This window comes from Streptomyces sp. NPDC058308, assembly GCF_042880275.1.
Taxonomy (GTDB): Bacteria; Actinomycetota; Actinomycetes; order Streptomycetales; family Streptomycetaceae; genus Streptomyces.
In genome coordinates this window covers 85073-110704 of the sequence record NZ_JBHVZA010000005.1, presented here as the reverse complement: position 1 = coordinate 110704, position 25632 = coordinate 85073, and the positions used below count along the sequence as shown (strand labels likewise).

General features: G+C 71.3%; 24 protein-coding genes and 1 tRNA gene. 11 read left to right on the top strand and 14 right to left on the bottom strand.

Going from position 1 to position 25632, the window contains the following annotated elements; genetic code table 11:
* Nucleotides 1–478: 478 nt before the first annotated feature.
* Nucleotides 479–1156, bottom strand: coding sequence for a pentapeptide repeat-containing protein (locus tag ACFVYL_RS09510; protein ID WP_389714118.1), 678 nt, complete (start codon nt 1154–1156; stop codon nt 479–481).
* 115 nt (nt 1157–1271) lie between these two features.
* Between ACFVYL_RS09510 and ACFVYL_RS09505 the strand changes: the two genes are divergently transcribed.
* From ACFVYL_RS09505 to ACFVYL_RS09495, 3 genes are all read left to right on the top strand, one after another.
* Nucleotides 1272–2462 carry an NAD(P)-binding protein gene (locus ACFVYL_RS09505; RefSeq protein WP_389714116.1) on the top strand — a complete coding sequence of 397 codons (1191 nt, stop codon included), beginning with the start codon at nt 1272–1274 and terminating at the stop codon, nt 2460–2462.
* A gap of 113 nt (nt 2463–2575) precedes the next feature.
* Nucleotides 2576–3589, top strand: coding sequence for a zinc-binding dehydrogenase (locus ACFVYL_RS09500; protein WP_389714357.1), 1014 nt, complete (start codon nt 2576–2578; stop codon nt 3587–3589).
* A gap of 143 nt (nt 3590–3732) precedes the next feature.
* Nucleotides 3733–4962, top strand: coding sequence for a GNAT family N-acetyltransferase (locus ACFVYL_RS09495; RefSeq protein ID WP_389714115.1), 1230 nt, complete (start codon nt 3733–3735; stop codon nt 4960–4962).
* A 134-nt stretch (nt 4963–5096) separates the two neighbouring features.
* Here ACFVYL_RS09495 and ACFVYL_RS09490 read toward each other — a convergent pair whose 3' ends face one another.
* A complete protein-coding gene (locus tag ACFVYL_RS09490; RefSeq protein ID WP_389714113.1) occupies nt 5097–5984 on the bottom strand; it encodes an aminoglycoside phosphotransferase family protein in 888 nt (295 codons plus the stop codon).
* Between the two features lie 34 nt (nt 5985–6018).
* On the opposite strand from ACFVYL_RS09490, the gene ACFVYL_RS09485 reads away from it, so the two are divergent.
* Nucleotides 6019–6705 carry a rhomboid-like protein gene (locus ACFVYL_RS09485; RefSeq protein ID WP_389714112.1) on the top strand — a complete coding sequence of 229 codons (687 nt, stop codon included), beginning with the start codon at nt 6019–6021 and terminating at the stop codon, nt 6703–6705.
* Here the strand turns inward: ACFVYL_RS09485 and ACFVYL_RS09480 are convergent.
* The gene (locus tag ACFVYL_RS09480) at nt 6683–7420 is read right to left on the bottom strand and encodes a DsbA family protein (protein ID WP_389714110.1); all 738 of its coding nucleotides are present in this window, start codon (nt 7418–7420) and stop codon (nt 6683–6685) included. The genes ACFVYL_RS09485 and ACFVYL_RS09480 overlap by 23 nt on opposite strands.
* Before the next feature lie 141 nt (nt 7421–7561).
* Between ACFVYL_RS09480 and ACFVYL_RS09475 the strand changes: the two genes are divergently transcribed.
* Nucleotides 7562–8983, top strand: a complete 1422-nt coding sequence (locus tag ACFVYL_RS09475) for an NAD(P)/FAD-dependent oxidoreductase (RefSeq protein WP_389714108.1) — start codon at nt 7562–7564, stop codon at nt 8981–8983.
* 108 nt (nt 8984–9091) lie between these two features.
* Here the strand turns inward: ACFVYL_RS09475 and ACFVYL_RS09470 are convergent.
* Nucleotides 9092–9165: transfer RNA gene (locus ACFVYL_RS09470), tRNA-Thr, on the bottom strand.
* Between the two features lie 218 nt (nt 9166–9383).
* Between ACFVYL_RS09470 and ACFVYL_RS09465 the strand changes: the two genes are divergently transcribed.
* The 3 genes from ACFVYL_RS09465 to ACFVYL_RS09455 all read left to right on the top strand — a co-directional run bounded on the left by ACFVYL_RS09465 (nt 9384) and on the right by ACFVYL_RS09455 (nt 11966).
* Nucleotides 9384–10520, top strand: a complete 1137-nt coding sequence (locus ACFVYL_RS09465; protein ID WP_389714106.1) for an ABC transporter ATP-binding protein — start codon at nt 9384–9386, stop codon at nt 10518–10520.
* Between the two features lie 201 nt (nt 10521–10721).
* The gene (locus ACFVYL_RS09460; protein WP_389714105.1) at nt 10722–11177 is read left to right on the top strand and encodes a hypothetical protein; all 456 of its coding nucleotides are present in this window, start codon (nt 10722–10724) and stop codon (nt 11175–11177) included.
* Between the two features lie 66 nt (nt 11178–11243).
* Complete coding sequence (locus tag ACFVYL_RS09455; protein ID WP_389714104.1) at nt 11244–11966, top strand: NDP-sugar synthase; 723 nt, start codon at nt 11244–11246, stop codon at nt 11964–11966.
* A gap of 151 nt (nt 11967–12117) precedes the next feature.
* Here the strand turns inward: ACFVYL_RS09455 and ACFVYL_RS09450 are convergent, their stop codons facing one another.
* The 7 genes from ACFVYL_RS09450 to ACFVYL_RS09420 form a co-directional block, all read right to left on the bottom strand.
* Nucleotides 12118–13764 (bottom strand): DoxX family protein, encoded by a 1647-nt coding sequence (locus tag ACFVYL_RS09450; protein ID WP_389714103.1) that lies wholly within the window; start codon nt 13762–13764, stop codon nt 12118–12120.
* Between the two features lie 95 nt (nt 13765–13859).
* A complete protein-coding gene (gene rlmB, locus ACFVYL_RS09445; protein ID WP_389714101.1) occupies nt 13860–14807 on the bottom strand; it encodes a 23S rRNA (guanosine(2251)-2'-O)-methyltransferase RlmB in 948 nt (315 codons plus the stop codon).
* 108 nt (nt 14808–14915) lie between these two features.
* A complete protein-coding gene (gene cysS, locus ACFVYL_RS09440) occupies nt 14916–16316 on the bottom strand; it encodes a cysteine--tRNA ligase (RefSeq protein WP_389714099.1) in 1401 nt (466 codons plus the stop codon).
* 90 nt (nt 16317–16406) lie between these two features.
* Nucleotides 16407–16811: a PPOX class F420-dependent oxidoreductase gene (locus ACFVYL_RS09435; RefSeq protein ID WP_389714098.1), complete on the bottom strand. Its 405-nt coding sequence runs from the start codon at nt 16809–16811 to the stop codon at nt 16407–16409.
* Nucleotides 16812–16900: 89 nt separating this feature from the next.
* Nucleotides 16901–17422 (bottom strand): 2-C-methyl-D-erythritol 2,4-cyclodiphosphate synthase, encoded by a 522-nt coding sequence (gene ispF, locus ACFVYL_RS09430; protein ID WP_389714097.1) that lies wholly within the window; start codon nt 17420–17422, stop codon nt 16901–16903.
* On the bottom strand, nt 17412–18143 hold the full coding sequence (gene ispD / locus ACFVYL_RS09425; RefSeq protein WP_389714096.1) for a 2-C-methyl-D-erythritol 4-phosphate cytidylyltransferase: 732 nt from the start codon (nt 18141–18143) through the stop codon (nt 17412–17414). The genes ispF and ispD overlap by 11 nt, the downstream gene beginning before the upstream one ends.
* Before the next feature lie 397 nt (nt 18144–18540).
* Complete coding sequence (locus ACFVYL_RS09420; protein ID WP_003953493.1) at nt 18541–19023, bottom strand: CarD family transcriptional regulator; 483 nt, start codon at nt 19021–19023, stop codon at nt 18541–18543.
* A 637-nt stretch (nt 19024–19660) separates the two neighbouring features.
* On the opposite strand from ACFVYL_RS09420, the gene ACFVYL_RS09415 reads away from it, so the two are divergent.
* Nucleotides 19661–20422, top strand: a complete 762-nt coding sequence (locus ACFVYL_RS09415) for a copper chaperone PCu(A)C (protein WP_389714094.1) — start codon at nt 19661–19663, stop codon at nt 20420–20422.
* Nucleotides 20423–20552: 130 nt separating this feature from the next.
* Here the strand turns inward: ACFVYL_RS09415 and ACFVYL_RS09410 are convergent, their stop codons facing one another.
* A complete protein-coding gene (locus ACFVYL_RS09410; RefSeq protein ID WP_030362171.1) occupies nt 20553–21233 on the bottom strand; it encodes a response regulator transcription factor in 681 nt (226 codons plus the stop codon).
* Entirely contained in the window at nt 21230–22525 is a 1296-nt protein-coding gene (locus ACFVYL_RS09405; protein WP_389714092.1) for a sensor histidine kinase, read from the bottom strand. The genes ACFVYL_RS09410 and ACFVYL_RS09405 overlap by 4 nt, the downstream gene beginning before the upstream one ends.
* Nucleotides 22526–22798: 273 nt before the next feature.
* On the opposite strand from ACFVYL_RS09405, the gene phoU reads away from it, so the two are divergent.
* On the top strand, nt 22799–23485 hold the full coding sequence (phoU, locus tag ACFVYL_RS09400; protein WP_389714090.1) for a phosphate signaling complex protein PhoU: 687 nt from the start codon (nt 22799–22801) through the stop codon (nt 23483–23485).
* 849 nt (nt 23486–24334) lie between these two features.
* Nucleotides 24335–24586, top strand: coding sequence for a hypothetical protein (locus ACFVYL_RS09395; protein ID WP_389714088.1), 252 nt, complete (start codon nt 24335–24337; stop codon nt 24584–24586).
* Between the two features lie 272 nt (nt 24587–24858).
* On the opposite strand, the gene ACFVYL_RS09390 is transcribed toward ACFVYL_RS09395, so the two are convergent.
* The gene (locus ACFVYL_RS09390; RefSeq protein ID WP_389714086.1) at nt 24859–25620 is read right to left on the bottom strand and encodes a phosphoglyceromutase; all 762 of its coding nucleotides are present in this window, start codon (nt 25618–25620) and stop codon (nt 24859–24861) included.
* Nucleotides 25621–25632: the final 12 nt, after the last annotated feature.

Below are 25632 nucleotides of genomic sequence, written 5' to 3'. Positions count from 1 at the left end.
GTAGCGGTGGGTGGCGGGTGCCATGACCATCCGCAGGAGCAGGGGCGGGGGCGTTTGGCCCGCGGCGTACGGCGGGAGTCGGAGCGGGTGGGTGGCGGGGTTGCCATGACCATCCGCAGGAGTAGGGGGCGTTTGGCCCGCGGCGTACGGCGGGAGTCGTAGCGGTGGGTAGGGGTGCCGTGACCATCCGCCGAGGTAAGGGCGAGAGCCTATGCCCCGCGACGTACGGCGGGAGCCGGAGTGGGGGCCTTTGCCCCGCGACGGGTCGCACGAGAAGGAGGCAGCCGCCCCCACCGGCCTGCCAGCCGCCCGAGCGACCCGAGGGGACGTGGGGGTATGTGCGCACGGAGCACCGAGCACACTGTCCCGTCTTTGTCCGTGCAGCGCGACGCAGGGATGGCGAGTACGCACATACCCCCACGTCCCCGCCCCCCACCACCGGACACAAGGCGACCCCGCCCCCCCTCAACGGCGCCCCTCAGGACGCCACCCGCACCCCCACCTGCGCCGCAAACACCGGCGCCAGTCCCATGAGTTGGGCAGGGCTGATCACCGCCCCGGCCAGGCACTCGACCCCCCGCGCAACCTCCAGCTCCGAAGCCCCCCGAAAGTCCACGTCCACCATCCGCACCCCCGAAAAGTCGACCCCCCGCACCGCACACCCCCGAAACTCCACCCGCTCCAGCGAGGCCAGCCCGAAGTCCGGTTCCACCAGCACGCACTCCTCGAAGACGACGTCCCGCAACCGCGCCTTCCGCAGGTTCAGGTAGTCGATCTTGCCGCCCCGCACCACCACCCGCTCCAGCACACCCCCGTGCACCTGCACGCCGCCAAGCCGCGCGTCGACCACCTCGACATCCCGCAGCGACGCCTCCATGAGGTCGGTCCCCACGCCCCGCAGCTCGGTCAGGACGGAGTCGACGAAGCGTGCCCGGACGAGCCGGGTCTCGTCGACCGCACAGCCCGTCACCGCGGAGTCCATGAAGAGCGCGCCGGCACCGTCCTGACCACCGAGGTCCAGGCCACGGAACTCGACCCCGTCGTAGTCCCCGTCGGGCTCAAGCCCCGCGCCCTCGAAGGGCTGGAGGTGAGGCAGCCTCACCTCGACCCGCCGAGCCGCCTTGACCACCCGTGCCGGTTTCGCTTTCTGAGCCATGCCCCCATCGTGCACGCCACGACTGACAACGCCCGCCGCCCCAATGTCACATCCGGCCCACCCCCGAGCGTCCAAGAGGTGAAGCCCACGCACCCGCCCTTAGGGAGCCCACCCCATGCCCGACACGAACGCCCACCACATCACCGTCATCGGCGGCGGCTTCGCCGGTCTCACCGCGGCCATCAGCGCCGCCGAGGCGGGCGCCCGCGTGACCCTCCGCGAGGCGCACCACACGCTCGGCGGCCGGGCCCGTACGTCCGAGGGCACGTACAAGACGAACGAGGGCCCGCACGCCCTCTACAACGGCGGCCCGCACTGGGCCTGGCTCAAGCAGCGCAACCTCATCGGCCCCCTCGCTCCCCTCCCGCCCCTCGAAGGCGCCCGGCTGCGCCTGCTGCACCACGGCGAGCTGCGCCGTACGCCACCTCTCGCCATGCTCAAGCTGCTGCGCCGCAAGGCGGAACTCGCCCCGGTGGACCGCGATTTCACGAGCTGGGCGACGGACGAGGTCGGCGAGGAGGGCGCGCACGCCGCCGCGCACTACGTCGCGGTGGCCACGTTCCACCACGACCCCGGCTCGCTCTCCGCCCGCTTCGTGCAGGAGCGCCTGCGCCGCGCCGCCAAGCTGCCCCCGGAGGCGCACTATCCGCGCGGCGGCTGGGGCTCGGTCGTCGACCGGATGGCCGCGCGGGCCTGGAACATGGGTGTACGTACGGAGACGCTGGACCGCGTCGACAGCCTGGCCGACGTCTCCCGGGACGGCCCGGTGATCGTCGCGACGTCCCTCGACGCGGCACGCCGGATTCTCGGGGACGAGTCCCTGTACGGGGAGAGCGGCCGCACCGCGCTCGTCGACGTGGCGTTCCATTCCCGCAGAGGCGACGCCTTCGTCGTCTCCGATCTGGACCGGACGGGTTGGGTCGAACGTTTCACCGCCCAGGATCGCACGCTCGCCCCCGACGGCGAACAGCTCGTGCAGGCGCAGATCCCCCTCGCCCCGAACGAGACCAAGGCGGACGGCGTGGCACGTGCCGAGCACCTGCTCGACCTGGGCTGCCCCGGCTGGCGGGAGCGCCTGACGTGGCGCCGCGCCTCGGTCGCCAACGGCCGTACGGGCGCGCTGGACCGTCCCGGCACCACGTGGCAGGACCGCCCCGCGATCGTCCGAGGGGACGGCGTCTACCTGGCGGGCGACCAGGTGGCGGCCCCGGGCCTGCTGTCCGAGGTGTCGTTCAACAGCGCGCTGGAGGCGGTGTCGCTCGCGCTGACCGGGTGCGCCCTTGACCTCAAGTCCACTTCAGGTTGAAGGCTGAGGGGCATACAGCACGCCGCCCAGGTGCCGTGCCCCGCACACCAGGAGCCCCCATGCCCACCACCACTACAACCACCGCCCACACCCACACGTCCCCCGCCCGCACCATGCACGCCATCCGCCTCCACACCTTCGGCCCCGCCGAGAACCTCGTCCACGAGGAGACGGAGATCCCCGAACCGGCGGCCGGTCAGGTCCGCATCACCGTGGCCGCGGCCGGTGTGCACCTCCTGGACACCACGATCCGTGAGGGCATACGCGGCCCGCTGCCCGAACTCCCCGCCCTGCCCACGATCCCCGGCCGGGAGGTCGCCGGCATCGTCGACGCGACCGGCGACGGCGTCCCCGCGCACTGGCTGGGCAAGCGCGCCGTGGCCCACATCGGCTTCGCCCCCGGGGGCTACGCCGAGCGCGTCGTCACCGAGGCGGCCCGCCTGCACGAGATCCCCGACGAGCTGGACGCGGCGGAGGCGGTGGCGCTGATCGGCACGGGGCGTACGACGATGGGGATCCTCCAGTTCGCGCCGCTGACCCCCGACTCCGTGGCCGTGATCCCCGCGGCGGCGGGCGGCATCGGCACACTCCTCACGCAGTACGCCAAGCACCGGGGCGCCACCGTGATCGGCCTGGCGGGCGGCCCGGAGAAGACGGACCGCGTCCGCGCGAACGGCGCCGACCTGGCCGTGGACTACACCGACCCGGCGTGGCCCGACGAGGTCCGCACGTACCTCGGGGAGGAGCTCGGCGGCCGCGCGGCCACCGTCGTCTTCGACGGGGTGGGCGGCAAGGCGGGCCTGGCCGCGGTCGACCTGCTCGGTCCCGGCGGCAGCCACCTCGTCTTCGGCTGGTCAGGCCGAGGTCCGCACGACGACGAGCTGAAGTTCACCGAGGCGGAGCTGGCCGAACGCGGCATCACGCAGATCGACGTACTCGGCCCGGCGATGATGCGGAAGGCGGGCGGCGCCAACCCCGTCCGCTCCCTGGAGCTGGCCGCCCTGGCCGCCGCGGCGCTTGGCCACTTCAGGCCGGCCGTGCAGCGTTTCCCGCTCGCGCAGGCGGCAGCGGCGCACCGTGCGCTGGAGACCCGCGGCACGATGGGCAAGGTGGTCCTGATCCCCTGACCCTCCTCTCGCGCCCCCTCCACCCCTCAGCCTCTCCGCCCCACCACCCCACCACCCCACCACCCCACCACCCCACCGACCCACCGACCCACTGCCCCGAAAACCGGATGCCCGCACCGCATACGGGAACTACCGTCCGTTATATGGGTATGGAATCCGTCCAGTTCCGCGACGTCCCCGAGTCGGGGATCGACCGCGCGCTCTCCCTCTCCTACCTCGTCTTCCACGAGAATCCGGAGGACGAGAAGCGCAAGCACCACCACGACCTGCTGCGCGACTGCGTCCGCATCGGCGCGTACGAGAACGGCGAACTCGTCGGCTTCGTCGCCGCCTTCCCCTTCACGGTGTCGGTGCCGGGCGGCGAACTGCCGTGCCCGTGCCTGACGTTCGTGTCCGTCGCGCCGACGCACCGACGGCGCGGCGTGCTCTCCGGGATGCTCGCGGAGCTGTTCGCGCGGGCGGCGGCGGACGGTTCGCCGATCGCCACCCTGTGGGCGTCGGAGGACGCGATCTACGGCAGGTTCGGCTTCGGCCCGGCCACCCACGGCCACACCGTGGAGATCGACTCCCGGCGCCCGCTGGCCCTGCGCATCACCCCGGACGACCGCCCGCTGCGCCTGGTCGACCCGTCAGAGGCCCCCGCGCTGCTCGCTGACTATTACGACCGCACCCGGACCGAGCGCGCCGGCCGCATAGCCCGCACCGAGGCCTGGTGGCGCGAGGAGTGGCTGGTGACGGAGGACGAGGAGGACGACGAGCTGTCACCGCCCCGCGTGGTCGTCCTCGGCGCCCCCGAGGAACCGGTCGCCGGTTACGCGATCTACCGCACCAGGACCCGCGACGACGCCCCCGGTCTGGTCCGCCTGGACGAGCTGGAGGCGGACACCCCGGCCGCCGAGGCCGCACTCTGGCACTATCTCGCGTCGATCGACCTGACGGGCCTGATCCGCGCCTGGGGCCGCCCCGTCGACGACCCGCTGCACCTCTTCGCCGCCGACCGCGACCAGGTCCGCGTGACGGGCGAGTTCCCCGCGCTGTGGCTCCGCCTGATCGACGTGCGGGCCGCGCTCACCGCCCGGTCGTGGGCGGCGCCGGTGGACGCGGTCCTCGACGTACGGGACGACCGCCTCCCGGCCAACGCGGGCCGCCACCGCCTGACGGCGTCCCCCGCCGGCTGTGCGTACGAGAGCACCGAGCGCCCAGCGGACCTCACCATCGAGGCGCGCGACCTGGCCGCGGCCTATCTGGGCGGTACGAGGATCGACGCCCTCGTCCGCGCGGGCCTGGCGACGGAGCACACGCCGGGCACAGTGGCGGCGCTGGACGCGGCCCTGCGCACGGCCCGACTCCCGCACACGGTGGACGAGTTCTGAGGCCTCCTCCGGGACAGCCGGGCGGCCGGGCACCCCCACCGCCACCGGAGCCCACCGCCACCCGAGCCCACCGCCACGGCGAGCCCGCCCCGTCTCCGTCCCGCCCCCGTCCCGCCCCCGCCCCGGCCCCCGCCTCACCGCCCGAGCAGCCGCCGCGCGATCTCCATGTCGTCGGCCGCCGGCGGCCGCCCGTCCTCGGTCTCCCACAGCGTGTTCTGCAGGACCCGACCCAGCGTCCAGGCGCGCGCCCGCGCCCGGTCGAGCCCCAAAACTTCGGTCATCGCGTCGAACCGCCACAGCACCTCGTCCGGCTCGAACCGGTTGTCGAGGGCGGGCCACAGGTCGAAGCCGGGGTCCCCGGCGAGCGGTTTGGGGTCGATGGCGAGCCACGGTTCGCGGTCGCTCGCCAGGACGTTCTCGAAGTGCAGGTCCCAGTGGAGGATCCGGTCGCCCGGCTCGCCCATGACCTCGCGCACCGCGCCCCCGCACCGTTCGACGACGGCTCGTTCGGCCGGGTCGGCCATGGCCTTCAGCGCTCCCGGCAGGCCGTCAACCATCTCGGCGGCGATGTCGCCGAGGCGGCGCATGCCGTCGGGCGCGGGCCCCGCGGTCAGCCGGGCGAGGAGTTCGGCGAGGACGAGGACGGCCTTGCGGGTGTCAGCCATCGTCGACAACATCCGCCCGGCGTCGAGGCGTTCGAGGAGCATCGTGCCGGTGGACTCGTCGTGGTCGAGGAGGCGGACCGCGCCGTCGCCGTCCCAGTGCCGGAGCGCGACCGGCTCGCCCTCGGTCTCCTCGTCCAGGACCTGGAACTTGACCGCGGCGGGCGTGCCGTCGGCGCGTACCACGGGCAGCACGAGCGCGGCCATGCCGTGCATCGGATCGCCGTCGGGCGTCAGGCCCCAGCGCTCGGTGAACTTCCGTACGCGCGCGGGCAGCGCGGCGATGAAGGCGCGCCCCGCCTCCCCGGCGTACAGGTGCTGCGACTCGACCAGTGCGTCCGGAATGCGAATGTCGATCACGTCCGGGACCCTACCGGCGTGCGTGAATCACCGCATGAGGGTTTTCCGGGACGCGACAGCCACCGCCCGCACCATGGGCGTCGCCGTGGGCGCCGCCGTCACCTCGTACATCCGCAGCGCCCCGGGCACGTACATCTGGCTGGCCGCCCTCTTCGTGACGGCCGTCGCGATGCACCACATGTCGCCGGAGTTCGAGGCCGAGTTCCTGCGCCAGCGCTCCACGAACATCCACGAGCTGTCGCGGAATCCGGTGCGGGTGCTGATCTCCAGCGCGTTCTGGATCGACGGCGGCGGCTGGCTTTCGTACGCCGTCCTCTACACGGTGTTCCACGCGAGCGCCGAGCGCGGCCTCGGCACCCGGCGCTGGCTCGCGGTGGCGGCGCTCTCCCACGCCCTCGCCACCCTCGTCAGCGAGGGCGTCCTCGCGCTCGCCGTCCACCACGGGGCGGCGCCCCGGTCGGCGGTCAACACCCTGGACGTGGGGGTGAGTTACGCACTGGCGGGCGTGGTCGCCGTACTCACGTACCGGGTTCCCGCACCGTGGCGGTACGGGTATCTCCTCGTCGTCCTCGCGGTGTACGGCACCCCGCTGATCACGGGCAGGACCTTCACCGACCTGGGCCACTTCACGGCGGTCCTGATCGGCCTGGCCTGCTACCCGCTGACGCGGGGCGCCGCACACCGCCCGCGAGAACGGGTCAGGAAATCCCCGCCGCCTTGAGCTCCCGGGCGAACGCGGGCTGCTCGTACAGCGCGTTGCCGTCGGCCTTCTTCCCGTCGATGAAGACGGTCGGGGTGCCCTGGATGCCGTCGGCGGAGAAGGAGTTCATCGCCTCACCGACCCACTTCTTGTACGTCCCGCGCTTGACCGCCTTGTCGAAGGCGCCGCCGCGCAGGCCCTCGATCTTGCCCGCGATCTTCAGCAGGAAGGCCGGGGTGTAGGCGTCGTCCGTCTCCTGCGCCGGCTGGTGGGCGAAGACGGCGGCGTGGAACTGCGGGAACTTGTCCGCCTCCACGGACGCCCGGAACGCGTTCGCCGCGTTCACCGAGCCGCTGCCGCCGAGGCTCTTGTCGAGAAACGAGGCGATCGTGTACTCGACCTTGACCTTGCCGTCGACGACCGGCTTCACCAGCGCCTGCGCCCCGCCGTCCTCGAACTTCTTGCAGAACGGGCAGCGCGGGTCCTCGTACACCTTGACCGTATGCTTGGCCTTCGGATCGCCGACGGTGATCACGCCGCCCTTCACGGACGCGGGCACGTCGGCAAGTCCGGCACCGGCGGACGCCGACGGCTTGCCGCTGCCGCCGCCCTTGGCGTCGTCGTCGCCGGGGCCACAGGCGGACGCGGCCACCCCGATCAGCGCCGCCGCTGCCACCGCGGCGCCGACACGCCCGGCCCTGCGCCCGGCCTTGCGTCCGGCCTTGTGTACGGCCATGAGTAGAGCCCTCCAGATTTCGACACGTACCGCTCAAAGTATCGGAATCTATCCGGTGCCCCGGCCGCCGAACGACCCACCCCTCGGGACCAAGGCCCCGACCCCTCCACACGGCCCCCACCTGCGCAGTAACGTCCGCCCATGAGCAGCGCGAGCAACACACGGCACGGGACCGGCACGGTCAACGGCGGCATATCGTTCTGGTACGCGGACCAGGGCCTGCCCACCGCCCGCGAACCCCTGACCTCCGACGCGACGGCGGACGTCTGCATCGTGGGCGGCGGCTACACCGGCCTGTGGACCGCGTACTACCTGAAGAAGGCCGCCCCCTTCCTCCGCGTCACCGTCCTGGAGCAGAGGTTCTGCGGCTACGGCGCCTCCGGCCGCAACGGCGGCTGGCTCTACAACGGCATCGCGGGCCGCGACCGCTACGCCAAGCTGCACGGGCACGAGGCGGCGGTCCGCCTCCAGCAAGCGATGAACGAAACGGTCGGCGAGGTGATCAGAGCCGCCGCCGAGGAGCGGATCGAGGCGGACATCCACCACGGCGGCGTCCTCGAAATCGCCTGCACCCCGGCGCAGTTGGCCCGCCTGAAGGCATTCCACGAGACGGAGCTCTCCTACGGCGAGAAGGACCGCACCCTGCACGGCGCCCGCGAGACGGCCGAGCGGGTACGGGTGGCGGGCGCCGTCGCCTCGACCTGGACGCCGCACGGCGCGCGCCTGCACCCGGTGAAGCTGGCGCAGGGCCTCGCGACGGCCGTCGAGGCGCTCGGCGTGACGATTCACGAATCGACCCCCGTCACCGAGATCAAGCCCAAGCACGCCATCACCCCCTACGGCACGGTCCGCGCCCCCTACGTCCTGCGCTGCACGGAGGGCTTCACGGCCTCGCTCAAGGGCCAACGCCGCACGTGGCTCCCCATGAACTCCTCAATGATCGCGACAGAGCCCTTGACGACCGCCCAATGGGAGTCGATCGGCTGGAAGGGCCGCGAGACGCTCGGCGACATGGCGCACGCGTACATGTACGCCCAGCGCACCGCCGACGGCCGCATCGCGCTCGGCGGCCGCGGCGTCCCGTACCGCTACGGCTCGAAAACGGACAACGACGGCCGCACGCAACCCGCCACGATCGAGGCGCTCCAGGAGATCCTCACCCGCTTCTTCCCCCAGCTCACCGGCGTCCGGATCGCCCACGCCTGGTCCGGCGTCCTCGGCGTCCCCCGCGACTGGTGCGCCACGGTCACCCTGGACCGCGCCACGGGCCTCGGCTGGGCGGGCGGCTACGTCGGCTCGGGCGTCGCCACCGCCAACCTCGCCGCCCGCACCCTGCGCGACCTGGTCCAACAGGACTCGGGCCAGGCGGGCCCCACGGGCCTGACGACCCTCCCCTGGGTCAACCACAAGGTCCGCAAATGGGAACCGGAACCGTTCCGCTGGCTCGGCGTCCACGGCATGTACGCCACGTACAACGCGGCCGACCACCGCGAACAGACCACCCACACGGCCACCTCGTCGCGCCTGGCGCAGTGGGCGGACAGGGTGGCGGGGCGGCACTGAGACCCGGAGAGGCCCAACACCGGCCACCGGGAAAAGGCAGGCCGGACGGCACCACTTCGGACACCACGAAGCCCAGGTCAGGATGACCCTGACCTGGGCTTCGGGCAGAGCCCCCTGTCGGATTCGAACCGACGACCTACGCATTACAAGTGCGTTGCTCTGGCCATCTGAGCTAAGGAGGCACACACGCACGGATCCGAACAGATCGCGCCCGAGCAGTGTAACCAACACCGCCCGTGCGGCCGTCGAAAATTTCGGCGAAGGTCGGCGCGCCCCGACTACTGACAGACCTGTGACCTCCGGGGTACGGTCACGAGCAGTTCACTCAGGTGGACTACACCACTCCTCTCTTTACAACGGATCGTCCGGCACGTTCCTGCCGGTGAAGGGGGCCCTCACCATGGCCACTGTTTCGTTCGACAAGGCGACCCGCATCTACCCGGGTGGCGACAAGCCCGCCGTCGACCAGCTCGAGCTCGACGTCGCGGACGGCGAATTCCTCGTACTCGTCGGCCCGTCCGGCTGCGGCAAGTCCACCTCCCTGCGCATGCTCGCGGGCCTGGAGGACGTGAACCAGGGCGCGATCCGCATCGGCGACCGCGACGTCACGCACCTGCCGCCCAAGGACCGGGACATCGCCATGGTGTTCCAGAACTACGCGCTCTACCCGCACATGACCGTCGCCGACAACATGGGCTTCGCCCTGAAGATCGCCGGCGTCAACAAGGCCGAGATCCGCCAGAAGGTCGAGGACGCGGCGAAGATCCTCGACCTCACGGACTACCTGGCCCGCAAGCCCAAGGCGCTCTCCGGCGGTCAGCGCCAGCGCGTCGCCATGGGGCGCGCCATCGTGCGTGAGCCGCAGGTCTTCCTCATGGACGAGCCGCTGTCGAACCTCGACGCCAAGCTCCGCGTGTCCACGCGTACGCAGATCGCGAGCCTCCAGCGGCGCCTGGGCATCACCACCGTGTACGTCACCCACGACCAGGTCGAGGCCATGACCATGGGCGACCGTGTGGCCGTACTGAAGGACGGGCTGCTGCAGCAGGTCGACTCGCCGCGCAACATGTACGACCGCCCGGCCAACCTCTTCGTCGCCGGCTTCATCGGCTCCCCCGCGATGAACCTCGTCGAGGTCCCGATCACCGACGGCGGCGTGAAGTTCGGCAACTCCGTCGTGCCGGTCAACCGCGAGGCCCTCTCCGCCGCCGCCGACCGCGGCGACCGCACCGTCACCGTCGGCGTCCGCCCGGAGCACTTCGACATCGTCGAGCAGGACGGCTCCACCGCGAAGACCCTCTCCAAGGAGACCGCCGACGCCCCGGCCGGTCTCGCCGTCTCCGTGAACGTCGTCGAGGAGCTCGGCGCCGACGGCTACGTCTACGGCAGCGCCGAGGTCGGCGGCGAGCACCAGGACCTCGTGGTCCGCGTCAACGGCCGCCGCGTCCCGGAGAAGGGCGCCCAGCTGCACGTCGTGCCGCGTCCGGGCGAGACCCACGTGTTCTCGACGTCGACGGGCGAGCGCCTCAGCGACTGACCCCCGCTCACCAGCGACGCGCAGGGCCCCGCACTTCGGTGCGGGGCCCTGCGCGTTCGGCCACGTTGTCGACAAATACCCCGGCAGACCGGTCATTTCGCCGCCGCCCCGTCAACACCGCTCCAAAAAAACCTGATTCTCCGTCCCTCGACCGAGTGACTAAATGTCGCCAAATCATCACCTAGCGCTACGCTCACTCGCGTGACGCACTCCGCCAACTACACCCAGAAGCCGCGCCGATCCCATCGGGGACCCGCCCGCCGAGTCGGCCGCACGCTCGCCCTCGTCCTGCCCGTGATGCTGGTGCTTTCCGGGACCCTCGCGGTCACCAGCGTCAATTGGTCGGGGAACTCCTCGGACTCGATGCTCACCGCATCCGCCGACGACCTCTCCAAGCCCGCCAAGGCCCGCGCCCCGCACGACGTGCTGCGCGACCGGCTCCTCCTCGAACTCCAGGAGAAGAACCCGGGCGTCGCGCTCACCCACCTTCAGCAGGAGGTGAACCGCCATCCCTCGCTCGCCCGGCACTGTGCCACGCTCGCCCGCGCACTCGGCCGCGCCGCCGTGCGGGTGTACGGCCCGAGCCGTGCCCAGTCGTACGCCAGGCCCGTCTGCGACACGTCCTACGCCACGGGCGTGGCCCGGTACGCCTCTTGAGCGTTCCGGCGCTCGATGACCGGGGTCCGGGGCCTGGCCCCGCGACGTCCGTTTATCGTGCAGTGCATGACTGCTGACCCGCCTCCCAGGCAAGCCGTGATCCTCGCCGGAGGCCAAGGCTCCCGCCTCCGCCCGTACACCGACGACCGGCCCAAGCCGATGGTCGAGATCCCCGGCACGGGGACCCCGATCATCGGCCATCAGCTCGCCTGGCTGGCCGCGGAGGGCGTGACGGACGCCGTCGTCTCCTGCGGCCACCTCGCCGAGGTCCTCCAGGAGTGGCTGGACTCCGCCGACCTCCCGCTGAACGTCACCACGGTCGTCGAGAAGGAACCGCTCGGCCGCGGCGGCGGCCTCAAGTACGCCGCCCGCCACCTGCCGCACGCCGACCAGCCCTGGTACGCGACGAACGGCGACATCTGGACCCGCTTCTCCCTGCGCGACATGGCGGCCTTCCACGCCGAGCGCGACGCCACCGCGACCCTCGCCCTGGCCCGCCCCCGCATCCCGTGGGGCGCCGTCGAGACGGACGCGTTCGGCCACATCACGGACTTCATCGAGGCCCCGCCGTCCCCGTACCTCATCAACGCGGGCGTGTACGTCTTCTCCGCCTCCTTCACCGCGCTCCTGCCGGACCTCGGCGACCACGAGCGCACCACGTTCCCGCGCCTCGCCCGGGAGAAGCGCCTCGCGGGCTTCCCGCTGCCGCAGGGCGCCTACTGGCGGGCGATCGACACCGCGAAGGACCTCACCGAGGCCGCCAAGGAGCTCGCCGCACAGGGCCGTTGAGGGCCGCCCCTCGCGCCGCCGCCCACGCCCTTCCCGTACACACACCGATACGCACGCCGATACGCACACCGCCGGGGCCCCGCGCACATGTCGCGCGGGGCCCCGTCGGCGTAGGGGGAACAGCGGGGTCACGACGTTCAAAGACAGGCTCTCAGCGGCCGAGTACGCCGCCCAGCAGGCCGCCCGGCTTCTCGCCCCCGGCACCGCCCGAGGCGGAGCCCGTACCGGCCGCGCCGCCCGCCCCGCCGCCGGAACCGCCGCTGGACGACGGTCCCGCGGTCGTGGCCGACGGCTGCTGAGGCTGCGACTGCTGCTGCGGCGGCGCCTGGCCCGCCGTGCCGCTGCCCCGCGTCTGGCTGGGCTGGGTCGAGCCGGCCGTGGCCGTCTCGCGGGTGCGGGCCGTGCCCGGCGCCGTGGCGCCCTGCGTGGGGCTCGCGGAGCTGCCCTGCGTCGGGGAGGGGCCCGCCGATGCGGTGGGGCTCTGCGACTGCCGGTGGTGCCGCTTCTTCGCGGGGTCCCCGGGGAGCGGGGAGCCCGGCAGCTCGTTGCGCGGCGCCTCGCCGGGGCCGGGCGCGGTGACGCGGTCCGCGTCCCGCACCGCGCTGCCCAGCATCGACCCGATGAGCAGCGTCAGACCGACCACGACCGCCCCGATCAGAGAGCCGCGCCGCAGCACGCGCCGCCGCAGGTCCCAGATGTCGACGCGCGGCCCGAGCGTGCGCCAGGCCTCGCTCGCGAGGCGTCCGTCGACGGAGTAGACGGGCGCGCCCGCGATGATCAGCGGCGACCAGGCGGCGAGATAGATGATGTCCGGCGCGTCGTAGGCGGGGACGGTCTTCCAGCTCACGGTGACGATGAGCGCCGCCGAGAGCAGCACGCCGACGGAGGCGGCGACCCGCTGCCACAGCCCGAACACCGTCAGGACGCCGACGACGACCTGGAGGAAGGCGATGAAGAGCCCGGCGCCCACCGGGTGCTGGAGGGCGAAGTCGCGCAGCGGCTCGGCGAGCGCCCAGGGGTGCAGCGAGGTCAGCCACTTGACCATGGAGCCGCGTTCGCCGCCGTCGAAGTAGACGGGGTCGCAGAGCTTGCCCATGCCGGCGTAGACGGAGATGAAGCCGAGGAAGACGCGCAGCGGGAGCAGCACGACGCCGAGGTTCATGCGGCGACCGGGGTAGTAGGCGTGCCGGACCGGGTCCGAGCCGTGCCTGCGGGGCCGCTCCCCGCCCGCGTCGTCGTCCTCGTACGCGTCGTACGCGTCGTCGGTGGCCTGCTCGGCGAGCCGTTCGTCGTAGTCGCTGCCGGGCAGCCGCATCTGGGGCAGCAGCCGGGTTCCGGGTTCGGGGGTGCGCGGCCCGATGACGGCGGGCGTCTCGGCGGTCCCGGGGCCCTCGTCGACCTCGATGCGCGGGATGACCTGCGTGGCGCCCGCGTCGTCGTAGGGCCCCGCCTTCTCGGCCGAACGGCGCACGCTGTTGCCGCGCACGGCCTGCAGCAGTCTGATCGCGCCGGTGTCGTCCGGATCGGACTTCCCGCTCCAGACGACGGGCGCGCGGCGCTTGGCGGCCGTCCCGACGGCGGGAATGCGCACCGTTTCGTCGGGAGTGCCCAAGTGCCGTGAGATACGCGGGGATTGAGTGCGCCCAGCGGCGGGAAGCTGCACGCGGAAACTCGCGTGATTGACGATGACCTGCGCCGGGTCGCTCGGCACCTTCACCATGCTCAGCGCGGGAGCATCGTCGAAACCTGACGAGCTTCCCCCCGTGGGGATGCGGGGTGTTCTGGTGTCCACACTCATCTAACCGAGTGATGTGTGTTTAGGACACTGCCTTGACCTTGGGGAAATGTCCGGACCGCGTCAAGAGATCACCGCGGCCCGGACATCCCGAACGATCAGACCCTCCGTCGGCGCGAGGCCTCGTACAGCACGATGCCCGCGGCCACACCGGCGTTCAGGGACTCCGCGCCACCCGGCATCGGAATGCGCACCCGGAAGTCGCAGGTCTCCCCGACCAGGCGGGACAGGCCCTTGCCCTCGCTGCCGACGACCACGACGACCGGGCCGCTGAGCGCCTGGAGATCACCGACCTCGTGCTCCCCGTCGGCGGCGAGACCGACGACGGCGATTCCCGCCTTCTTGTACGCCTCAAGGGCGCGCGTCAGGTTGGTGCACCGGGCGACCGGCGTCCGGGCGGCGGTGCCCGCGGACGACTTCCACGCGCCGGCCGTCATACCGGCGGCGCGCCGCTCGGGGACGAGGACGCCGTGGCCGCCGAAGGCGGAGACGGAGCGGACGACGGCACCGAGGTTGCGCGGGTCCGTCACGCCGTCGAGCGCGACGATCAGCGGGTCCTGGCCCTCGTCGTACGCGGCGGCGGCGAGGTCCTCGGGGTGCGCGTACTCGTACGGCGGGACCTGCAGGACGAGGCCCTGGTGGTTCAGGCCGTTCGTCATGCGGTCCAGCTCGGGCCGCGGCGCCTCCATGAGGTGGATGCCGCCGCGCTCGGCCGCGAGCTGCAGTGCCTCGCGGACCCGCTCGTCGTTGTCGATGAACTGCTGGACGTAGAGCGTGGAGGCGGGCACGCCGTCGCGCAGCGCCTCGAAGACCGGGTTGCGGCCGACGACCATCTCGGAGGTGCCCTTGCCGCCGCGCCCCTTGGGCGCGGGGCGGCGGCCGGACGCCTTCTTGGCCTTGGCGTTGGCGATGCGGTTCTTCACATGCCCCTTGCGCGCCTCGGCGGGCGGCGTCGGACCCTTGCCCTCGAGGCCGCGGCGCCGATTGCCGCCGCTGCCGACCTGCGCGCCCTTCTTGCCGGACATGCGGCGGTTGTTAGCGGCCATGACCTACCTGTCTGTTGTGATGCGTGGGCGCGTACGTGCGTACGCGCACGGGTGTACGTCTATGAAGTGTGCCGCCCGAAACGCCGGGCGGCACATCAGCGGTGCCGGTCAGCGCGGACCGAGCGTCCAGCGGGGGCCTGACGGGCTGTCCTCGATGACCAGGCCCGACTGGTTCAGCTGGTCGCGGATGGCGTCGGCGGTGGCCCAGTCCTTGCGGCCGCGGGCGGCCTCGCGCTGGTCGAGGACCAGGCGCACCAGGGTGTCGACCACGCCGTGCAGGTCGTCGCCCCGGTCGCTGTCCCCGCCGTCCCAGTGCGGGTCGAGCGGGTCGAGGCCGAGGACGCCGAGCATGGCCCGCACCTCGGCGAGGCGCGCCACGGCGGCTTCCTTGTCGTCGGCGGCCAGCGCGCTGTTGCCCTGGCGGACCGTGGTGTGCACGATGGCGAGCGCCTGCGGGACGCCCATGTCGTCGTCCATGGCGTCGGCGAACGCGGGCGGCACCTGGGCCGCGGGCTCGACGATCCCGCCGGCCTTCTCCACCACGCGCTGCACGAAGCCCTCGATGCGGGCGAACGCGGACTCGGCCTCGCGCAGGGCCTCCGGGCTGTACTCGATCATCGAGCGGTAGTGCGGGGTGCCCAGGTAGTAGCGCAGGACGATGGGCCGCCACTGCTTGACCATCTCGCTGACGAGGACCGAGTTCCCGAGGGACTTGGCCATCTTCTCGCCCGCGATGGTCACCCAGCCGTTGTGCACCCAGTACCGCGCGAACGCGTCGCCGAAGGCCTTGGCCTGGGCGATCTCGTTCTCGTGGTGCGGGAAGATCAGGTCGATCCCGCCGCCGTGGATGTCGAACTCGCGGCCCAGGTACTTGTGGGCCATGGCCGAGCACTCCAGGTGCCAGCCGGGGCGGCCGAGGCCGAAGGGGGTCTCCCAGGCGGGCTCGCCCGGCTTGACCGCCTTCCACATGGCGAAGTCACGCGGGTCGCGCTTGCCCGAGACGCCCTCGTCGGGCTGGCGCAGGTCGTCGATGTCCTGGTTGGAGAGCTCCAGGTACTGGGGCCAGGAGCGCACGTCGAAGTAGACGCTGCCGTCCGCCTCGTACGCGTGGCCGCGCTCGATGAGGCCGCGCATCATCTCGACCATCTCGGTGACGTGGCCGGTCGCCCGCGGCTCGTACGTGGGCGGCAGGCAGCCGAGCGCGTCGTATCCGCTGTTGAAGGCGCGCTCGTTCTCGTACCCGATCGACCACCAGGGGCGGTCCTGCTCGGCCGACTTCTTGATGATCTTGTCGTCGATGTCGGTCACGTTCCGCACGAACGTCACGTCGTAGCCGCGATAGGCGAACCAGCGGCGCATGATGTCGAAGTTCAGGCCCGAGCGGATGTGCCCGATGTGCGGGGCCGCCTGGACCGTGGCACCACAGAGGTAGATCGAGACGCAGCCGTCATTGAGGGGGCTGAAGTCACGGATCTGCCGGGCGCTGGTGTCGTACAGGCGAATCGTCACCACTCCAGGGTAGTGGTCGTGGGGCAGTGCCCTGTGCCCCCTTGGGCCACAGGGCACCGAACTGTGACGTCACCCGCCACGCGGCGTCCCTCAGATGCTGCCGACGACCTTGCGCGCGGACACCCTGACGACGACCCGCTGCGTGTCGTCCTTCGAGCCCGGGTTGAACTCGGCGTACTTCTTCCCGGTGTACTTCACCGACAACTCGTCGATGAGCTCCTGCCCGCCCTCCGTCGTCATCGTCGCCGTGCCCCGGATCTCCGCGTACGTGTAGGGGGCGTCGAACGGCTGGACCAGCACCGTCACCCGCGGATCACGCCGCAGGTTCTTCTCCTTGCGGCGGTCGACGGTGGTCGAGAACAGCACCTCGTCCCCGTCCCGCTTCACCCAGACCGGCGACACCTGGGGGCTGCCGTCGGGCTGGATGGTCGCGACGGTGATGAAGACAGGGGTGTCGAGCAGCGCCTTGAGCTGGTCGGACAGTGCGGCGGACATGAATCTCACTCCTTCGTGGGAGGGGTAGTCGTATGCCTTGTACGGGGCTTTTCACCCCGTACAAGGCATACGACTACCCCGTTGCCCCTTCAGGACGACGTACGTACGACCAACGCGGTGGCGATCGCCGCCAGCCCGTCGCCGCGGCCCGGGAACCCGAGGCCGTCGGTGGTGGCCCCGGAGACGGACACGGGGGCGCCCACCGCTTCGGAGAGCACCTTCTGCGCCTCGTCCCTGCGCTTGCCGATCTTCGGGCGGTCCCCGATGACCTGCACGGCGACGTTGCCGACGGTGAAGCCCGCGTCCCGGACGATGCGGGCGGCCTCGGTGAGCAGCGTCAGGCCGGAGGCGCCGGACCACTCCGGGCGGCCGGTGCCGAAGTGCGCGCCGAGGTCGCCGAGGCCCGCCGCGGAGAACAGCGCGTTGCAGGCGGCGTGCGCGACGACGTCGGCGTCGGAGTGCCCGGCGAGCCCCGGGCCCTGGTCCTCCCACTTCAGGCCCGCGCACCACAGCTCGCGGCCCTCTTCGAAGGCGTGGATGTCGGTGCCGATGCCGACCTGCGGCAGCACGGGCACGGGCGCGGGAACCGGCGCGGGTGTCTCAGAAGCCATCGTTGGCCCTCCTGCGGGCGAGAACGGCCTCGGCGAGCACGAGGTCCAGGGGGCGCGTCACCTTGAAGGCCTCCTCGTGACCAGGCACGACGACGACGGGCAGGCCGAGCTGCTCGACCATGCTCGCGTCGTCCGTGACGTTCTCGGTGACGCTCTCGTGGGCGCGTACGAGCGTGTCCCGGTCGAAGCCCTGCGGGGTCTGCACGGCACGCAGCCGCGCACGCTCGGGCGTGGCCACGACAGGCTCGGGCCCGCCCGGCTCGGCGGCCGGCTCGACCTGCTTGACGGTGTCGGTCAGCGGCAGCGCGGGGACCACGGCGGGCGCTCCGTCGCGTACGGCCGCGATGACGCCGTCGACCGTGTCGACGGGCACGAGGGGGCGGGCCGCGTCGTGCACGAGCACGATGTCGAAGCCGGGCGGCAGCGCATCGAGGCCGGCCCGCACGGACTCCTGGCGGCTCTCCCCGCCGGGCACGACGAGGAAGTCGGTCCGCTCGGGCAGCGCGTGGTCGTCGAGGAGGGTCTTGACCTCGGGGGCGCCGTCCGGCGGTGCCACCACGACGACGAGAGAGACGGCGCGGGACTCCGCCATGGCGCGCACCGCGTGGATGAGCATCGGGGTGCCGTTCAGCGCGCGAAGCGCTTTGGGGGCGCCGGGGCCGAGGCGCACGCCCCGCCCAGCCGCGGGAATGACCACCGCGGTACGGGATTCGCTAGACATCGGTTCCGTTCAGGTTTGTGTGCTCGACCGACGTGGGTATGGCCTGGGCGTGCCCCCTGCTCGAGTGAGAACGAGAGCTCGGGGGAGTGCCGGGCGCGAGCCTCGACCGGACCCTTCCGTGACATCTGGTCGAGCCAGCTGCCCGGGCCCGGCACAGCGAACACGGCCCTGCGGGTCGCCTCACCACGTCCGCCTGGATGACGAGCCTGGATGACGAAAAGCCAGTTCTGGCCAAGAGCTGATTCTGATTCGAGCTGATCTGATTCCGGGTACGAACATGTCCGGGTACGAACATGCCGCAGCGCCCGGCGACTCCCAAAAGGGTCAGCGGGCACCGCGGCATTGCTGCGCCGATTCAGCGCGGAACCGCCGAGGCAGGAGCCTCGGGCCGTCCGCGTCAGGACGCGAGGACCTCGTCCAGCAGGGCCTCGGCCTTGTCCTCGTTCGTGTTCTCCGCGAGGGCGAGCTCGCTCACCAGGATCTGGCGGGCCTTGGCGAGCATGCGCTTCTCGCCGGCCGACAGTCCACGCTCCCGCTCGCGACGCCACAGGTCACGTACGACTTCCGCGACCTTGATGACATCGCCGGAGGCGAGCTTCTCGAGATTTGCCTTGTAGCGACGCGACCAGTTCGTGGGCTCTTCGGCGTACGGCGCGCGCAGTACTTCGAAGACCCGGTCGAGGCCGTCCTGCCCGACCACATCACGCACACCGACGAACTCCGCATTGTCCGCTGGCACACGTACCGTCAGGTCGCCCTGGGCGACCTTCAGCACCAAGTAGGTCTTGTCCACGCCTTTGATCTGGCGAGTTTCGATAGCCTCGATCAGCGCGGCCCCGTGATGGGGATAGACCACGGTGTCGCCAACCTTGAACGTCATGTGACAGGTACCCCTTCCGTGGCTATCCATCCTAACACGAGAATCGCCTCTTCTGAATGGCGTTTTCGCAGGTCAGGGCATATCTCGGGGCTTGACAACAGCAACAGGAACGTGCTGCGGAGGGGCCTCGGAACGGGGTATTCGCAGGTCGGAGCGGCTCTCCGGGGAGCCGGAAACGCGCCCGTTACGTGCCCCCGAAGAGCGTCCGGGACGGCCGAACGTCCCGGTTTGCGCGGTTCCAAGCGGTGAACTTCCGATACTCCGTTCGGAGGTCGCAGAGGTGTGCCGCAGAGGTGTGCCGAGCGCCGTCCGACGCGATTCCTGAATTGATCAAGTGACTGGGTGATCAATTTTCCGGCGCCCCCTGCATTCCTTACCGGAAATCCGCAGGACGGGGTGCGGGAGCCCTTGGCGACGCTTATACGAATGGTGACCGCGGGGACTTCGTGGCGGGCGAGGCGCGGGGCGTCCGGCGGGGCTCAGGGTCCCCCGCGACGCACCGGAGGCTCTAAGGGGCGGGTCGGGTGCGGTGGCGCGGGAACGGCTCGGTAACCTAAGCGCGCTGACACACCCTTAGGGCGGCTGTACGGTCGCCCGACCGTCCTGTACCGCCCACGTTCAAGGAGTTGCCGCCGCCGTGAGCCGCAGCCTTCGACGCGGCGCCCTCGCCGCCACCGCCATCGCGTTCTCGCTTGCGTCGCTCTCCGCGTGCGCCGCAGGCAACAACGCTCAGACGATGGAGGTCAAGCCGGACAACGCCGCGACCTCCGTCGGCGACATCAAGATCCAGAACGCCATGGTCATCACGCAGCCGGACCCCGAGTCCAAGGGCCCGGCCGCGGTCTCCGCGACGATCTTCAACACCGGCGACAAGCCCGAGACCCTGAACGCCATCGCGGTCGACGGCACGTCGAAGAAGGCCAAGCTCACGCCGGGCAAGGACGACAAGGCCTCCAAGCCGAACGGTCCGCTGACCATCCCGGCCGGCGGCTCCGTCGTCATCGGCGGCAAGGACAACGCCTCGGCCGTCCTGTCCGCGAGCCGCGAGTCCGTCAAGGACGGCAACGCGCAGCCGGTGACCTTCTCCTTCGGCAAGACCGGCGACGTGAAGATGGAAGCGTTCGTCGTCCCCGCGAACAGCTACTTCAGCAAGTGGGGCCCGACCGAGGTCCCGCAGTCGCCGGACGAGAAGCCGGAGAAGCCCATCAAGTCCGGTGAGCCGGCGCCGGGTGGCTCCGCCGACCCGTCCCACAAGGCGACCGAAGGACCGGGCTCCAAGCAGTCGGGCGAGCCCGCCGACGGCGCCCGGACGAACCCGTCGGGCTCCGCGTCGCACGACGCCGGTGCGGGCGAGGGCACGGACACCGGTAACGGTGCCGACGCCGGCGCCGAGCACTGATCCACGTACGCGATTCGGCACGGCACACAGCACGACAGACAGCACGACAGACATGAAGGGCGGGAACCCCGACCGGGGTTCCCGCCCTTCATGCCGTTCCCGGGCCGTGGTGTGAGCCCGGTGCGGCGGTTTACGGCTCGAACTTGTAGCCCAGGCCGCGGACCGTCACCAGATAGCGCGGCGCCCCCGGGTCCGGCTCGATCTTGGCGCGCAGGCGCTTGACGTGGACGTCGAGGGTCTTGGTGTCCCCCACGTAGTCCGCGCCCCAGACGCGGTCGATGAGCTGCATGCGGGTGAGGACGCGGCCCGCGTTGCGCAGGAGCATCTCCAGGAGGTCGAACTCCTTCAGGGGCAGGTCGACCTTGGAACCGGAGACCGTCACCACGTGGCGGTCCACGTCCATGCGGACCGGACCGGCCTCCAGGGCCTGCGGGGCGACCTCCTCCGGCTCGCCGCGGCGGCGAAGCACCGCGCGGATGCGGGCGACCAGTTCCCGCGAGGAGAAGGGCTTGGTGACGTAGTCGTCGGCCCCTATCTCCAGGCCCACCACCTTGTCGATCTCGCTGTCCTTGGCGGTGACCATGATCACCGGGACGTTGGAACGGCTGCGCAGCTGGCGGCAGACCTCGGTGCCGGGCAGGCCGGGCAGCATCAGGTCGAGCAGGACGAGGTCGGCGCCGTTGCGCTCGAATTCGTCGAGTCCGTCCGGGCCCGTCGCCGCGATGGCGACTTCGAAGCCCTCCTTGCGGAGCATGTAGGACAGAGCGTCGCTGAAGGATTCCTCGTCCTCAACGACGAGCACTCGGGTCACGGAAGGACCTCCGGGGCAGGAATGGGTTCGTACGAAGTGGTCTCGGCTGACTCGCCGGGCGGGGTGGTCTCTTCGCTGAGACCGCCGCCGTGACCGGTTCCGCGGTCGCGGGGCGCGGCCGCCTCGGGCAGCCGCAGGGTGAAGGTGGAGCCCTGTCCCTCGGAGCTCCATACCGTGACTTCCCCGCCGTGCGAGGCGGCCACGTGCTTGACGATGGCGAGGCCGAGGCCGGTGCCGCCGGTGGCCCGGGAGCGGGCCGGGTCGACGCGGTAGAAGCGCTCGAAGATGCGCTCCTTGTCCTTGTCGGAGATGCCGATGCCCTGGTCGGTGACCGCGACCTCGATGAGTCCCCCGGAGCCGGAAGCCTGGGAGGTGCCCCCGCCTCCGGGTGCGGTGATCCGGCGGGCGGATATGCCCACGCGGGTGCGGGCCGGACTGTAGTTCACGGCGTTCTCCACGAGGTTGCCGAGGGCCGCCGCGAGCTGGCCGCGGTTGCCCCAGATCTGCAGCTCGGCGGTGCCGCCCGCGGCCATGGTGATCTGCTTGTGGGAGGCCTGGTGACGGCTGCGGTCGATGGCCTCCGCCACCAGTTCGTCGACACGGACGGGTTCGGCGTCCTCCAAGGGGTCGTCGTTCTGCACCCGGGAGAGGTCGATGAGCTCCTGGACGAGGCTGGTCAGACGGGTCGCCTCGATCTGCATGCGGCCCGCGAAGCGCTCGACGGCCTCGGGGTCGTCGGAGGCGTCCATGACGGCTTCGGAGAGGAGGCTGAGGGCGCCCACGGGGGTCTTCAGCTCATGGCTGACGTTCGCGACGAAGTCACGGCGGACGGCCTCGATGCGGCGGGCCTCCGTGAGGTCCTCGACCAGGAGCAGCACAAGGCGCGAGCCGAGCGGCGCCACCCGCGCGGAGACCGCGAGCGCCTCGCCGCGGCCGGTGCCGCGCCGGGGCAGGTCCAGCTCGACCTGGCGTATCTCCCCGTCGCGGCGGGTGTCGCGGGCCATCTGCAGCATCGGCTCGACGGCGAGCTTCCCGCCGCGCACGAGCCCGAGTGCGTACGCCGCCGAGCTGGCCTTGACCACGCTGTCGGCCTCGTCGAGGACGACAGCGGAGGAGCGCAGCACGGAGAGCACCGTGTCCACGCCCGGCGGGAGTACGGGGTCGGTGTGCAGGGAGGTCCGGGTGGGGCGTTTCTGGTCGCGCTCGCTCCATCGGAACGCCAGCATGGCGATGACACCGGTGCACACCCCGGCGATCGCTGCCGCTGCGGCGACCGCCGCGTTCACGTCCATGTCTCCAGGTTATGCGCCGGTTCGGTGTCGCCCACAGCCAAACGGGTGCCGCCTCGAACACTCGTCGCCCAGAGTTCACCGTGGGGACGGTGCTGGTTCACTTCCCCCGGCCGGGCCACGGCGGGTACGGGCGGGGTCGCCGCCCCCCGTCGCCCACAGTTCACCTTGATGACGGTGGTGATTCATGTGGGGTGCCGGAAACGGACGCGTCAGGCCCGCACCGTGGGAGCGTAGGGGCCAGCCCCCTGAGACGTACTAGAGAGGGACAGCCACATGCGGGACGCGTACCACGAGGAACTTGACTCGATCGGCGACAGCCTGGTCGAGATGGCCCGCCTCGTCGGGTCCGCGATCGGGCGCGCCACGACGGCCATGCTCGACGCCGACCTGAAGATGGCCGAGAGCGTGATCGCCGCCGACCAGAAGGTCGACGATCTGCAGCACGACCTGGAGGCCCGCGCGATAGCCCTGCTCGCGCGCCAGCAGCCGGTCGCCACCGATCTGCGCATCGTCGTCACCTCGCTGCGCATGAGCGCCGACCTGGAACGCTCGGGCGACCTCGCCCAGCACGTCGCGAAGCTGGCGAGGCTCCGCTTCCCGGACTCGGCGGTGCCGCGGGACCTGCACGCCACGATCCTGGAGATGGGTCAGCTCGCGCAGCGCCTGATGGCGAAGGCGGCGGAGGTCATCATCACCAAGGACGTCGACCTCGCGCTCCAGCTGGAGCAGGACGACGACGAGATGGACCACCTGCACCGCACGCTCTTCCAGCACCTGATGGACGACCGCTGGAAGCACGGCATCGAGACGGCCGTCGACGTGACGCTCCTCGGCCGCTACTACGAGCGCTTCGCGGACCACGCGGTGTCGGTCGCGAAGCGGGTCGTGTACCTGGTCACGGGCGAGCACGCGGACGAGATCCAGGCGACGGGGCCGGCGCAGGTCGAGGGCGGGGCGTAGGACTCCCGTCCGTCGCCCCATCCGACTGTGCCCTACCCGATCGTGCCCCACCTGACCGTGCCCTAGACGGCTGTGCCCCGCCCGACGTCGTCAGGTCGTCGCGCGGGGCACAGCCGTATCCGTTCTCCTGCCGGTCGGTCCATCAGTCAGCCGCAGCCGCCCCCGCACTGGCAGGGACCGCCGGACTGGCATCCGCAGCCGCAGCCGGGGCCGCAGCTGCAGTCACCCAGACCCAGAAGTACGAGGGCGGACAGCCCAGGCGTGCCGACCGGCTGCTCGGGGACGGTTTCGCGCATAGGGCACTCGGCCATGGTCTCCTCCTCGAAGGCGTACGACGTACTGCCTGTTGCCCATTGCATGCCCATGCGGGCGGGGCGCATCAACGGCGCACGCGCGCGCGGCGAGTTGCGGGGGCGGGGCCGGGGCGCGTCCCCGCACCATCGTCAACTCATCGTCAACCTCGGTCGCCTGTCTCGAATGTTTCGAACCTGCCTGCGGGGCGCATCCCACGGGCGAACATCAGCCATGCCCAAGAAGAAGCAGTGGAGCAGGAAGAACACGAAGAGCCGAGCCGCACGGCCGGCCCGTGACAAGGCGGTCCTGCTCTACCACGACATCGCCGACTCCGAGGCCTTCTGGGCCTGGGTGGACTACGCGGAGATCCGGGGCTCTGGACGGGAACGTGGCTGGCCCCATGAGTTCCCCTTGAGCCTCCCTCGGGCCCCGAGCCGATTCAGCCTTGGATGAGTGCTTTGCTGCCAACTACGGGTGACCGGGCAGCCACGACGCGGGAGTTCGGGCTACACAGGAATGTCCGGGTCTTTGGCTCCTGACGGGAGGGCTGGCCAAGTGGTGCTGTCGATCGACCTCGCGGTTCTGCTGGCTGTCGTCATCGTCGTGCTCCTGCGCAGACGAGTGGCGCCCCGTACCAAGACGGACACGTTCCTGACCATGTCCGTGGTCCTGGTCTTCGGCATCCTGGTGGCCCCGACGGACTTCGGCCAGGGCATCCAGAACGTCGTCACGGACCTGGCCCAGGGGATCTCGGATTCGACTGCGGGGTCGGGGTCGGGGCACGGCGGAGGCTCGGGCACGCGGTGAGCGATGAGCGGTGCCAGGCGTCGGGGTAGGCGGCGTCTTCGAGCAGGCCGGTGGTCACGAATACGGCTTCCACTCCGTGGCACCCGCTCTCTTGGGCCTGGCGGCTCCCCACGTGACTGCGATGCGCGCCGCCCCCTCTGCGTCGAAGACCACTGGCCGCCCTCCTGAGCGCGCACCGGTCCCGCTGGCAGCGGCCCAGAGGGCGGCCCGTGCCCACACGTAAGCCCCCGGCCCAGGAGCAAAGCGCGGGCCGGGGGCTCAAGGTGTCGCTGTTACTTCTTCTTGCCCTGGTTCTTGACCGCCTCGATGGCCGCCTTCGCCGCCTCGGGGTCGAGGTACGTGCCCCCGGCCTTCACCGGCTTGAAGTCGGCGTCCAGTTCGTACGAGAGCGGGATGCCGGTCGGGATGTTCAGGCCCGCGATGTCGGCGTCGGAGATGCCGTCGAGGTGCTTGACCAGGGCGCGGAGGCTGTTGCCGTGGGCCGCGACCAGGACCGTCCGGCCCGTCAGGAGGTCCGGGACGATGCCGTCGAACCAGTACGGGAGCATCCGGACGACGACGTCCTTGAGGCACTCCGTCTGGGGGCGCAGCTCCGGCGGGAGCGTCGCGTAGCGGGGGTCGGAGAACTGCGAGTACTCCGCTTCGCGGTCGAGCGCCGGCGGCGGGGTGTCGTACGAGCGGCGCCACAGCATGAACTGCTCCTCGCCGAACTCGGCGAGGGTCTGGGCCTTGTCCTTGCCCTGGAGCGCGCCGTAGTGGCGCTCGTTCAGGCGCCAGCTGCGGTGGACCGGGATCCAGTGGCGGTCGGCGGACTCCAGCGCCAGCTGGGCCGTGCGGATCGCGCGCTTCTGGAGCGACGTGTGGACCACGTCGGGGAGCAGGCCGGCGTCCTTCAGCAGCTCACCGCCGCGGACCGCCTCCTTCTCGCCCTTCTCGTTGAGGTTGACGTCCACCCAGCCGGTGAACAGGTTCTTCGCGTTCCATTCGCTCTCGCCGTGGCGGAGGAGGATCAGCTTGTACGGTGCGTCGGCCATGCCTCTGAGCGT